The sequence below is a fragment of the Citricoccus nitrophenolicus genome (assembly GCF_047305825.1).
Taxonomy (GTDB): Bacteria; Actinomycetota; Actinomycetes; order Actinomycetales; family Micrococcaceae; genus Citricoccus; species Citricoccus nitrophenolicus.
The window spans coordinates 505,490-517,149 of the sequence record NZ_CP063070.1; the positions used below are offsets into that span (position 1 = coordinate 505,490).

Sequence of the window (11,660 nt, forward strand, 5' to 3'; positions counted from 1 at the left end):
GGCTATTCCGTGGGACGCCCTCCAGACGGACGTGGATAGGATCGTGGCAGACCAGTTCACACCCGAACGACATCAGGAGATCCGCCCCCGTGCCCATGATCAACGACTTCAGCCCCGTACTGACCGCCATCAGCGCAGCCCAATCCCAGCGCGGCCAGCAGGGCTCCTCGGCCCTGGTGATCGGCGTCTGCGCCACAGACGAGGGTCCTGTGCTGCTGCCCAACCCGCTGCCCGTCGCCGGAGCCCGGGCCCTGGCGGACTCCCTCGAGGCCCTGGGTGTCTCGGGTGCCTCCGATGAAGTGGTGCGCATCCCCGGGATGGACCCGCTGCCGTACCCGCTGCTCGTCCTGACGGGCGTTGGCAGGATCACCGGGGAACCCGGAGCCGGAGTGTCCGAGGAGGCCCTGCGCCGTGCAGCGGGCGCCGCCGTTCGGCATCTGGCCGGCACCCCCGGTGTGACCCTCGGTCTGCCCGCCGAGACCCCCGGGCTGCTGGCTGCGGTGGCCGAGGGCGCCGCACTGGCCGCCTACACCTTCACCGCCTTCCGCTCTGCCGAGACCCAGCAGAAGGCCAAGAACCCGGTGGAGGGCGCCGCCGTCGTGACCTCCCTGAAGCCCAAGGTTTCCGGCCCGGTCCTGCAGCGGGCCGCGGCCGTGGGCCGTGCCGTGCGGGCCACCAGAGATCTCGTCAACACCCCTCCGTCCCATCTGTATCCCGCATCCTTCGCCGAGGAGGTGACCGAGGCAGTGCAGTCGCTGCCCGTGAAGGTCACCATCTGGGACGAGAAGCAGCTCGAGAAGGAGGGCTTCGGCGGACTGCTCAACGTGGGCAAGGGCTCCTCGCGCCCGCCGCGTCTGGTGAAGCTGGAGTACACCCCCGCCAAGGGCTCCCGCCGCGCACAGCACATCGCGTTGGTCGGCAAGGGCATCACGTTCGATTCGGGCGGGCTGTCCCTGAAGCCCCCGACGTCCATGACCACCATGAAGTCGGACATGACCGGTGCCGCCACGGTGGCCACGGTGATCGCCGCCGCGGCCGAGCTCGAGCTTCCCGTCAGGATCACCGGGTGGCTGTGCATGGCCGAGAACATGCCCTCCGCCACGGCCCAGCGCCCCTCGGACGTGATCACGATCTACGGCGGCAAGACGGTCGAGGTCATGAACACGGATGCCGAGGGACGCCTCGTCATGGCGGACGGCCTGGTCGCCGCCACGGACGAGACCCCGGACGCGGTGATCGACGTGGCCACCCTGACCGGTGCGCAGATGATCGCGCTGGGCAGCCGGACCACCGGGGTCATGGGCACCGAGACCCTGCGGGACGAGCTCGTGGCTGCCGCCGACCACAGCGGTGAGGCGGCCTGGGCCATGCCGATCCCCGAGGACCAGCGCGCCTCCCTGGACTCGAGCATTGCGGACATCTCCAACGTGGGCGACCGGTTCGGGGGCATGCTGACGGCTGCCGCGTTCCTGCGGGACTTCGTGGATGCCGGCCGTGAGCCCGCCGAGGCGAAGGATGCACCGACGCCCTGGGCCCACCTCGACATCGCAGGCCCCTCCTTCAACGAGTCCGGCGCCTACGGCTACACCCCCAAGGAGGCCACCGGCGTCATGGTCCGGACCCTGTTGACCTACCTGGAGGGACGCGCTGACCCACAGCGCTCGAAGTAGAAGCCAGCGGCACCGTACGGCTAAGGTAAAACCGAGGCATCACCACCAACCCGAAGGGTGACGGAGAACCCGGCACCCGATTGTGAGGAGCACCATCGTGGCCGACACGGCAACCGCCCAGGAATTCGACGTTCTCATCCTCGGCGGTGGATCCGCCGGTTACGCAGCCGCCCTCCGATCAGTCCAGTACGGGTTGAGCGTCGGGTTGGTGGAGAAGGCCAAGCTGGGGGGCACCTGCCTGCACACCGGGTGCATCCCCACGAAGGCCTACCTGCACGCCGCCGAGCTGGCCGATGAGGCCCGCACGTCCTCGAAGTACGGCATCAACACCACTCTCGAGTCCATCGACATGGCCGGGGTCCGCGATTTCAAGGACGGGGTCGTCGCCGGCAAGTTCAAGGGTCTCAGCGGCCTGCTCAAGATGAAGAAGGTCAACGTCATCGAGGGCGAGGGCAAGCTGGTCTCCCAGAACCAGATCGAGGTGGACGGGACCCGCTACACCGGCAAGAACATCATCCTGGCCTCCGGATCCGAGTCCAAGACCTTCGGCCTGCCGATCGGCGGCAACATCATGACCTCCACGGAGGCCCTGCAACTGGACCGCACCCCGAAGTCCGCCATCATCCTGGGCGGTGGCGTCATCGGGTCCGAGTTCGCCTCGGCCTGGCACTCCTTCGGAGTGGACGTCACCATCATCGAGGGGCTGGATCACCTCGTACCGAACGAGGACCCGGAGATCATCAAGGTCCTCGAGCGCGACTTCAAGAAGAAGGGCATCAAGTCCAACCTCGGTACCTTCTTCGAGAAGGTCGAGGAGACCGGGGACGGTGTCAAGGTCACCCTGGCGGACGGCAAGGAGTTCACGGCGGAGATCTGCCTCGTGGCCGTGGGCCGTGGCCCCGTCACGGCCGGACTCGGTTACGAGGACCAGGGAATCACCCTGGACCGGGGCTTCGTGATCACCAATGAACGCCTGCACACCGGGGTGGGCACCGGGGTGGGCAACATCTACGCGATCGGTGACATCGTCCCCGGCGTGCAGTTGGCCCACCGCGGCTACCAGCAGGGCCATTTCGTGGCCGAGGAGATCGCCGGGAACAACCCCATCATCGTCGAGGACATCAACATCCCGAAGGTGACCTTCACCGATCCCGAGATCATGTCCGTGGGCTACTCGGAGCCGAAGGCCCAGGAGAAGTTCGGCGAGTCCAATGTGGAGACCACCACGTACAACTTGGCCGGCAATGGCAAGTCCTCCATCCTGGGCACGGGCGGCATCATCAAGATGGTGCGCCAGAAGAACGGCCCGATCGTCGGCGTGCACGGCATCGGCAAGCGCATCAGCGAACAGATCGGCGAATCCCAGCTGATCGTCAACTGGGAGGCCTACCCGGAGGATGTGGCCGCCTTCGTCCACGCCCACCCCACCCAGAACGAATCCCTCGGCGAAGCCGCGATGGCCCTCAACGGCCACCCGCTGCACGGCTGAGACCACCGAGACCACTACACAACCGTCAGGCCGGCGGGAAGCCGGCACGCACTTGAGGAGAAACGGGACGCCATGTCTGAAACCGTGAACCTGCCGGCCCTGGGTGAATCCGTCACCGAGGGCACCGTCACCCGCTGGCTGAAGGAGGTCGGCGACGAGGTCGCCGTCGACGAGCCCTTGGTGGAAGTCTCCACCGACAAGGTGGACACCGAGATCCCGTCCCCCGTGGCCGGCGTTCTCGAGGAGATCCTGGTCCAGGAGGACGAGACCGTCGAGGTGGACGCTCCGCTGGCCAAGATCGGCTCCGGCGCCGGCGCCGGTTCGTCCGACGACGCTCCGGCCGCTGCTGAGGCGGACGCCCCGGAAGAGCAGCCGGAGGCCGCCGAGGAGGCGCCTGCTGCCGAGGCTCCCGCCCAGGAGGAGTCCACTCAGGAGGAGCCCGCCCCGGCCGCCGATGCGGGCGATTCCGCCGATGCCGGTGAGTCCACGGAGGTCACCCTGCCCGCGCTGGGTGAGTCCGTGACCGAGGGCACCATCACGCGCTGGCTCAAGGAGATCGGCGACGACGTCGAGGTCGATGAGCCGCTGCTCGAGGTCTCCACCGACAAGGTGGACACCGAGATCCCGTCTCCCGTGGCCGGCAAGCTCGTGGAGGTCAAGGTCCAGGAGGACGAGACCGTGGAGGTCGGTGCCGTCCTGGCCCTCGTCGGTTCCGGCGCGGCCGCCCCCGCGGCCGAGAAGCCTGCCGAGAAGCCTGCCGAGAAGGCTGAGGCGAAGCCCGCTGAGGAGTCTGAGGACCGGTCCGAGGAGAAGCCGGCTCAGGAACCGGCTGCCGAGAAGCCTGCAGCCGAGGAGCAGCAGGCCTCGGCACCCGCGGCGGCGGCACCGGGCGAAGGCTACGTCACCCCGCTGGTGCGCCGGCTGGCCCAGCAGAACGACGTGGACCTGTCCACGGTCGTCGGCACCGGCGTCGGTGGCCGCATCCGCAAGCAGGACGTGCTGGTGGCCGCTGAGGCCGCCAAGGCACGTCAGTCCGGTGCCACCGCTCCGGCAGAGGCGTCCGCCCCCTCGGCGGCGGCCCCTGCGCCGACGGCCACCTCCACGGTGGACCCGGGCAAGCGCGGCACCACTGAGAAGGCTCCGCGTATCCGGCAGACGATCGCCAAGCGGATGCGCGAGTCCCTGGACATCTCCGCACAGCTGACCCAGGTGCACGAGATCGACATGACCCGCATCGTGGCGCTTCGTGGCAAGGCCAAGAGCGACTTCCAGCAGAAGAACGGCGTCAAGCTGACCTATCTGCCGTTCATCACGCTCGCTGTCACGGAGGCTCTGAAGCAGCACCCGAAGCTGAACGGCGAGTTCAACGTGGAGACCTCGGAGATCACCTATCACGACTCCGAGGACATCGCGATCGCGGTGGACACCGACAAGGGTCTGTTCGTCCCGGTCATCAAGGACACCGGTTCGCTCAACTTGTCCGGGATCGCCGCGAAGATCGCCGATGTGGCGGACCGGACCCGCAACAACAAGATCTCCCCGGACGAGTTGTCCGGCGGGACCTTCTCCATCACCAACTTCGGCTCGGTCGGGGCCCTGTTCGACACCCCGATCATCAACCAGCCGAACGTGGCGATCCTCGGCACGGGAACCATCGTCAAGCGCCCCATGGTCATCACGGACCAGGACGGCAATGACACCATCGCCATCCGCCACATGATGTACCTGAGCCTGACCTACGATCACCGTCTCGTGGACGGTGCGGACGCCGGCCGCTTCCTGCAGACCGTCAAGGGACGCCTGGAAGCCGGCGAGTTCGCCCACGAGTTGGGCCTCTAGTCCATGGAGGTCCTGACCGCGATCGTCGTCGCCATCCACATCATCTCCGCCGCCGCGATAGTCGGCGGATGGCTGGCGCACTTCAAGAACCCGACCGTCACCGTGTCTCAGTGGTACGGCACCTGGGGCATACTGGCCACCGGTCTGCTCCTGGCGGGCCTGGCCGAGATGGGTGACGGGCCGGTGAACCACGCGAAGATCGGCGTCAAGCTGGTCATCGGGCTGAGCGTCTTCGTGACCGCCCTGCTGGGCCGACGCAAGGAGAACAAGGGCGAGCCGGTGTCCACCGGACTGGCCCACGCCACGGGCGGCATGGCGTTGATCAACATCCTCGTAGCCGTGTTGTGGCAGGACTTCTCCTGACCTTCCGCTTCACCCACCGCAGAACGGCGGCCGACCGGATCACCGGTCGGCCGCCTTTCTGCATCAGGGCTCGATCTGCCGCACCCGCCATCCCTGCCCGGTGAGTTCCAGGTGGACGGTGAACCGTTCGACCGTGGGGCCCTCTGCCGTCGCCACGGTGTCTCCCGAGGAGTCGACGGTCCGGTACGGGGCGATCCGCAACCGAATCGGCGCGGAGACGTGCCGCGGGTCCTCCTGCGAGATGTCTCCCGTCACCGCGGTCTCCAACTGCAGTCCCTCGAAGCGCAGTCCCTGATCCGCCAGTTGCTCCTGAAGTGCCGCGTCGGCCTCGAAGGCGGGCGAGTCGGGCAGGCTGTAGGAGGCCAGCTGGTCCACCTCCAGGGAGCTGAGGGCCGCAGCCCGGGCGGGACCGATGGACTCGACGGCACGGCGCACCTCCATCGGCTCCACCGCCTCCACCACGTCCGGCTCCGCGGCCGGTGTCGATGTCGCCGTGGGCGGTGCCGGCGAGTCGCCGCGGCCCAGGAACGCCAGGGCACCCCAGGCCAGCACGGCCGCCAGCACGAGGGATCCGCCGGCCACCGCGAGCCTCCGTCCCGTCACGCGTTTCCCGGCCGGTTCGGGGGCCCGACGGCGGGTGGGCAGCTCCCGGGCGACCTCCGGCGTGGCCGCTGGGTACAGATCGAGGGGTTCCGGCGCCGCCCAGCGGAAGCAGGCCACCGCGAAGTGCTCGGCACCGGGCCGGCGCTGCGGGTCATCGTCAAGGCCGGCCTCCAGCAGTTCGACGACCTCCCGGGGGACCTCCGGCAGGATCATCGGCAGTGGTGCCCGGGACGCCGTCCGGGCGGGAGCCCGACCGGTCAGGGCGTACCAGCCCACGGCGGCCAGGGAGTACAGGTCGGCTGCCGGGTTCAGGCCGGCCGGCCCGGCGCTCCGGGCGCCGTGCCGAGCGAGACCCGGTCCGCCGCCGTCGGCCATCTCCGGGGCTGAGAACCCCGGGGTCCCGAACCGGTGTTCTTCCGCTCCTCCCAGGACTCGGGATGAGCCCAGGTCCGCCAGCGCGGGCCGTCCTTGGACCGTGAAGAGGATGTTTCCCGGGGACACATCCCCGTGGACCACACCGTGTTCGTGGAGGGCCTGCAGCGCCTGCGCCACCGGCACCAAGACGGTGATGACCTGCCCCAGCGGCAGGGGCCCCGCTGCTCGCACGAGCGAACCGAGGGAACCGCCCGGGTGGTACTCGCTGAGCAGACCGGGGCCGGCGTCGGTCTCCACCACCCCGAGAGGCGGCACCACATGGTCGTGGCGGAGGTCCCCCACGGCGCGCATCTCGATGTCCAGCACGGCAGCGGGTCCCTCGGCCGGCCGATCCGGGATCTTCAGGGCCGCCTGTGCCCCCTCGGCATCGGCCACGAGCCACACGGTCGAGCTGCCGCCACGGCCCAGCTCCCGCAGCACCTCCCACCCCGGAACCCGCGGCGGTGGCTTCGTCTCCTGCATCCGAACTCCCTCGGCAGTCGCTCCGTTCACCCTGTGCGCTCCATCCTGCCCCGCATGTGACCAGCCTGCAGGGACTATCCACAGGCCTCCCGGCAGGGAGATAGAGTGAGGCCATGCCCGCAACGACCATGCCGCCGTTCCGCGTCCTGGGACTCTCCCCTGACACCGTCGACTACCGGTCGGCATGGGACCTCCAACAGGACCTGCATGCCCGTGTGGTCGAGGGCTCCTCCCCTGGCGCCGTCCTGCTCCTCGAGCACACCGCCGTCTACACCGCCGGGAAGCGCACGGAGCCAGCGGACCTTCCGGACGACGGGTCCCCCGTGGTGGATGTGGACCGAGGCGGCAAGCTCACGTGGCACGGCCCGGGTCAGCTGGTCTGCTATCCGGTGGTCCGGCTGGCGGATCCGGCCGCCGTGAAGGAATATGTCTGGTTCCTGGAGGAGGTCCTCATCCGTACCCTGGCGGACCTCGGCCTGACCGGCGAACGGGTGGACGGACGCTCGGGTGTCTGGATCCTCGGCGGCGTGGACGGCCAGGGCCGAAGGACGCCGGACCGGAAGATCGCCGCCATCGGCCTGCGGGTCAACCACGGCGTCTCGATGCACGGATTCGCCCTGAACTGCAGCAACACCCTGGATGCCTACGAGCACATCGTGGCCTGCGGCATCTCGGATGCCGGCTCCACGACCCTCTCGTCCGAGACCGGCCGGACCATCACCCCAGCGGACGTGCTGGCCACGGTCCAGGAACACTTCGTCGCGCTGGCCCCCGGTCACCTCGCACCGGTCGACCCGGAGCAGTTGACCGGGTCCCTCAGCGGCGCCCCCGTCATGACCCCCCTGCGAAAGGAATCGCTTCAGTGAGCGCATCCCCCGAAGGCCGCCGACTCCTGCGCGTCGAGGCCCGCAACGCCGAAGTCCCCGTGGAACGCAAGCCGGACTGGATCAAGGCCAGGGTGGAGATCGGCCCGGAGTACATCGACCTCAAGAACAAGGTGAAGTCCTCCGGTCTGCACACGGTGTGTGAGGAGGCCGGTTGCCCCAACATCTTCGAATGCTGGGAAGACCGGGAGGCCACCTTCCTCATCGGCGGTGACACCTGCACCCGCCGCTGCGGATTCTGCGACATCGCCACCGGCAAGCCCGAACCCCTGGACCTCGACGAACCGCGGCGCGTGGCGGAGAACATCCGCGAGATGAACCTGCGCTACACCACCGTCACGGGCGTGGCCCGGGACGATCAGAAGGACGGGGCCGCCTGGCTGTACGCCGAGACCATCCGCAAGGTCCACGAACTGAACCCCAACACCGGCATCGAGATCCTGCCCCCTGACTTCGGGGCCGACCCGAAGCTCGTGCAGGTGGTCTTCGATGCCCGACCCGAGGTCTTCGCGCACAACCTCGAGACGGTGCCCCGGATCTTCAAGGCCATCCGACCGGCCTTCACCTATGAGAAGTCACTGCAGGTGCTGAGCATGGCCAAGGCTGACGGACTGCTCACCAAGTCCAACCTCATCCTGGGCATGGGCGAGGAGGACCAGGAGATCGACCAGGCCCTGGTGGACCTGCACGAGGCCGGCTGTGACATCATCACGGTGACGCAGTACGTGCGCCCCTCGAAGCTGCACCACCCGATCGACCGTTGGGTGAAGCCGGAGGAGTTCGTGCACTGGTCCCAACGCGCCGAGGAGATCGGCTTCGCGGGCGTCATGGCCGGGCCGCTCGTGCGGTCCTCCTACCGAGCCGGCCGCCTCTACGCCACCGCCATGCGCAGGTTGGGCCGGCCGATGCCGGCCAACCTGGCCCACATCGAGGAGTCCGGCTCCACGCGGCAGGAGGCCGCGACCCTGCTCGCCGGCCGGTAGACTGGGCACACTATGGCCAACAGCAAAGAATCCGCAGCATCCTCCTCCGCATCGACCCGTGAAAGGCTGAAGGCCGTCAAGGCCGAGCAACGGTCCCGCCGTCAGCAGGACAAGGACCGGGCGAAGGAGAACAAGGCCGAGACCAAGGCCCGGAAGAAGGCCACCAAGAAGCCCGGCGTCTTCAAGCAGCTCGGCGAGGTCTTCTCCATGACCCGCGCCCACGACCCGAAGGTCGTGCTGTGGATGTCCCTGGCCTTCGTTGCCGTCCTGGTCATCGGGCTCGTGGTCGGACTGCTGCTGAACAACTGGATCACGTGGCTGCTCATCGCCATCCCGTTCGGCCTGCTCGCCGCGGTGGTCATCATGAACCGCATGGCCGAGAAGGCGGCCTTCGCCCGCATCGACGGGCGCCCGGGTGCCGCCGGCGCCGCGCTGTCCACCCTGCGCCGCGGGTGGATCATCCCGGAGCAACCGGTGGCCGTGAGCCCCAAGACCCAGGACGCGGTCTTCCGCGCCGTCGGCCGCCCCGGCGTGGTGCTGGTCACCGAGGGGCCCACCAACCGGGTGCGGCCGCTCGTCGAGAAGGAGCGCCGGAACATGCAGCGCTTCCTGCCCAATGTGCCGATCCAGGTGCTCGCCACGGGCCACGGTGATGACCAGATTGAGTTGCACCAGTTGTCCAAGACGCTGAAGCGGATGAAGAAGACCCTCACCAAGCAGGAGGTCCAGGCGGTCGACAAGCGGCTGAGCTCCCTGGGCTCCACGAAGATGCCGATCCCGAAGGGGATCGATCCGTACCGGGCCCGCCCGGACCGCAAGTCCATGCGCGGCCGCTAGGCCCGCCGGGACGAACACGTCACATCCGGATCTGCACGGTACCGGCCACCCGGTCATGCACGCCGCGGCCGTCCGGGTCGACCATGAAGGGCGTCACCACCAGGCACCACAGCGCGGTGCGGATCAGCACCCTGACCGGCCCCGCCATGGCCCCGCCCACACGGACCACCTGGATCCCGGCGATCCGCTTGCCCACGGTGGTGCCCAGCAGGCCCAACAACACCACCTGCATCAGGATGTAGAACCCGAGGGTCACCAGCGGGTGTCCCTCGAACCACAGGTTGCTGATGAGCAGCGCGATGGACCAGTCGATCACCACCGCGAGGATCCGCCGACCCCAGCCGGCCATGGACGTGGGACCGTGCTGGGCCAGCCCCAGCCGCTCGCCGGGCCAGCGCCCGGCGGCGTTCGGCCGACGAGACCCGCCCACCCAACCCGCCATGTCCCGGCGGGTGACCAGCGGGTCCTGGGAGCCGCGGCCGCTGGTACGGGGCCGGGAGGAGTGCGCGCCGTCATCGGCGCCAGGGGGGTTCTGGGGGGATCGTGCCACCGCTCCACTCTACCGAGTCGGGCTACGTTACACGCCGGAAACATCAACGACACCGTCGGGTTACGGCGTCTCGATAGAGTGGACACACTACCGAAACCCGAGGAGCACCACAGATGTTCACCACCGCCCAGGAAGTCCTGCAGTACATCCAGGATGAGGAGGTCGTCTTCGTCGACGTCCGCTTCACGGACCTGCCAGGCGTCCAGCAGCACTTCAACCTCCCCGCGAAGGCGGTGGACGAGGACTTCTTCGTGAACGGCCAGCTGTTTGACGGCTCCTCCATCCGCGGCTTCCAGGGCATCGCCGAATCGGACATGCAGCTGCTCCCGGATGTGGCCACGGCCTATCTGGACCCGTTCCGGGTGGAGAAGACGCTGGTCATGAGCTTCTCGATCGTGAACCCGCGCACCGGCGAGCCATACCACCGCGATCCCCGCGGCGTGGCCCAGAAGGCTGAGGAGTACCTGGCCTCCACCGGCATCGCCGACACCGCGAACTTCGCCTCCGAGGCCGAGTTCTTCATCTTCGAGGACGTGCGCTACTCCTCCACGCCGAACCACAGCTTCTACTCCGTCGACTCGGATGAGGCCTGGTGGAACTCCGGCCGCGTCGAGGAGGGCGGCAACCTGGGCCACAAGACCGGGGTCAAGGGCGGCTACTTCCCCGTCTCCCCCGTGGACAAGCAGGCGGACCTGCGGGATGCGATCTGCGTGGCCCTGGACGAGGTCGGCCTGGAGGTCGAGCGGTCCCACCACGAGGTCGGCGCCGCCGGACAGGCCGAGATCAACTACAAGTTCAACACCCTGACCCACGCCGCGGACGATCTGATGAAGTTCAAGTACGTGGTGAAGAACACCGCGGAGGCCTTCGGCAAGACGGCCACCTTCATGCCGAAGCCGGTCTTCGGGGACAACGGCTCGGGGATGCACTGCCACCAGTCGCTGTGGAACGCCGGCGAGCCGCTGTTCTATGACGAGAAGGGCTACGCCAACCTCTCGGACACCGCCCGCTGGTACATCGGCGGCCTGCTGAAGCACGCCTCCGCCATCCTGGCCTTCACCAACCCCACGGTGAACTCCTACCGCCGGCTGGTGAAGGGCTTCGAGGCCCCCATCAACATGGTCTACTCCCAGGGCAACCGCTCGGCCGCGATCCGCATCCCGATCACCGGCTCCAACCCGAAGGCCAAGCGCCTGGAGTTCCGCGCCCCGGACCCGTCCGGCAACCCCTACCTGGCCTTCGCCGCACAGCTCATGGCCGGCCTGGACGGCATCCGCAACCGGATCGAGCCGGCCGAGCCGATCGACAAGGACCTGTACGAGCTGCCCGCCGAGGAGGCCGCCACCATCCAGAAGGCCCCCGCCTCTCTCGAGGAGGCCCTGCGCGCCCTGGAGGAGGACCACGAGTTCCTGCTGGCCGGGGACGTCTTCACCGAAGACCTCATCGAGGCCTGGATCGAGTACAAGCGGGAGAACGAGATCCTCCCGCTGTCCATCCGCCCGAACCCGTACGAGTTCGAGCTCTACTACGGCGTGTGACCCCCGC

10 protein-coding genes are annotated in these 11,660 nt (G+C 68.4%); 8 read left to right on the forward strand and 2 right to left on the reverse strand.

The genetic code is table 11. The features are described 5' to 3' along the window. Positions 1-95 precede the first annotated feature (95 nt). The 4 genes from IMT31_RS02330 (at position 96) to IMT31_RS02345 (ending at position 5,361) form a co-directional block, all read left to right on the forward strand. Complete coding sequence (locus IMT31_RS02330; protein WP_413544357.1) at positions 96-1,670, forward strand: leucyl aminopeptidase; 1,575 nt, start codon at positions 96-98, stop codon at positions 1,668-1,670. A 97-nt stretch (positions 1,671-1,767) separates the two neighbouring features. Further along, on the forward strand, positions 1,768-3,159 hold the full coding sequence (lpdA, locus tag IMT31_RS02335; protein ID WP_413543618.1) for a dihydrolipoyl dehydrogenase: 1,392 nt from the start codon (positions 1,768-1,770) through the stop codon (positions 3,157-3,159). 72 nt (positions 3,160-3,231) lie between these two features. Then, a complete protein-coding gene (gene sucB / locus IMT31_RS02340; RefSeq protein ID WP_413543619.1) occupies positions 3,232-4,998 on the forward strand; it encodes a 2-oxoglutarate dehydrogenase, E2 component, dihydrolipoamide succinyltransferase in 1,767 nt (588 codons plus the stop codon). Positions 4,999-5,001: 3 nt separating this feature from the next. Beyond that, the gene (locus tag IMT31_RS02345) at positions 5,002-5,361 is read left to right on the forward strand and encodes a hypothetical protein (RefSeq protein ID WP_413543620.1); all 360 of its coding nucleotides are present in this window, start codon (positions 5,002-5,004) and stop codon (positions 5,359-5,361) included. Between the two features lie 63 nt (positions 5,362-5,424). Here IMT31_RS02345 and IMT31_RS02350 read toward each other — a convergent pair whose 3' ends face one another. Beyond that, entirely contained in the window at positions 5,425-6,861 is a 1,437-nt protein-coding gene (locus IMT31_RS02350; protein WP_345356496.1) for a serine/threonine-protein kinase, read from the reverse strand. A 113-nt stretch (positions 6,862-6,974) separates the two neighbouring features. Here IMT31_RS02350 and lipB point away from each other — a divergent pair, with 113 nt between their 5' ends. From lipB to IMT31_RS02365, 3 genes are read left to right on the forward strand one after another with little or no spacing between them, the layout of a single operon-like run. Next, a complete protein-coding gene (lipB, locus tag IMT31_RS02355; RefSeq protein WP_413543621.1) occupies positions 6,975-7,727 on the forward strand; it encodes a lipoyl(octanoyl) transferase LipB in 753 nt (250 codons plus the stop codon). Further along, the gene (lipA, locus tag IMT31_RS02360; RefSeq protein WP_345356490.1) at positions 7,724-8,728 is read left to right on the forward strand and encodes a lipoyl synthase; all 1,005 of its coding nucleotides are present in this window, start codon (positions 7,724-7,726) and stop codon (positions 8,726-8,728) included. The genes lipB and lipA overlap by 4 nt, the downstream gene beginning before the upstream one ends. Positions 8,729-8,740: 12 nt before the next feature. Then, positions 8,741-9,565 (forward strand): DUF4191 domain-containing protein, encoded by an 825-nt coding sequence (locus IMT31_RS02365; RefSeq protein ID WP_413543622.1) that lies wholly within the window; start codon positions 8,741-8,743, stop codon positions 9,563-9,565. 19 nt (positions 9,566-9,584) lie between these two features. Here IMT31_RS02365 and IMT31_RS02370 read toward each other — a convergent pair whose 3' ends face one another. Beyond that, positions 9,585-10,115 carry an RDD family protein gene (locus IMT31_RS02370; RefSeq protein WP_413543623.1) on the reverse strand — a complete coding sequence of 177 codons (531 nt, stop codon included), beginning with the start codon at positions 10,113-10,115 and terminating at the stop codon, positions 9,585-9,587. A gap of 113 nt (positions 10,116-10,228) precedes the next feature. On the opposite strand from IMT31_RS02370, the gene glnA reads away from it, so the two are divergent. Continuing rightward, a complete protein-coding gene (glnA, locus tag IMT31_RS02375; RefSeq protein ID WP_413543624.1) occupies positions 10,229-11,653 on the forward strand; it encodes a type I glutamate--ammonia ligase in 1,425 nt (474 codons plus the stop codon). Positions 11,654-11,660 lie beyond the last annotated feature (7 nt).

Coding starts and splice junctions, on each gene's coding strand:
- IMT31_RS02330 (WP_413544357.1), top strand. CDS start 96: ATGATCAACGACTTCAGCCCCGTACTGACCGCCATCAGCGCAGCCCAA.
- sucB (WP_413543619.1), top strand. CDS start 3,232: ATGTCTGAAACCGTGAACCTGCCGGCCCTGGGTGAATCCGTCACCGAG.
- IMT31_RS02345 (WP_413543620.1), top strand. CDS start 5,002: ATGGAGGTCCTGACCGCGATCGTCGTCGCCATCCACATCATCTCCGCC.
- IMT31_RS02350 (WP_345356496.1), bottom strand. CDS start 6,861: ATGCAGGAGACGAAGCCACCGCCGCGGGTTCCGGGGTGGGAGGTGCTG.
- lipB (WP_413543621.1), top strand. CDS start 6,975: ATGCCCGCAACGACCATGCCGCCGTTCCGCGTCCTGGGACTCTCCCCT.
- IMT31_RS02365 (WP_413543622.1), top strand. CDS start 8,741: ATGGCCAACAGCAAAGAATCCGCAGCATCCTCCTCCGCATCGACCCGT.
- glnA (WP_413543624.1), top strand. CDS start 10,229: ATGTTCACCACCGCCCAGGAAGTCCTGCAGTACATCCAGGATGAGGAG.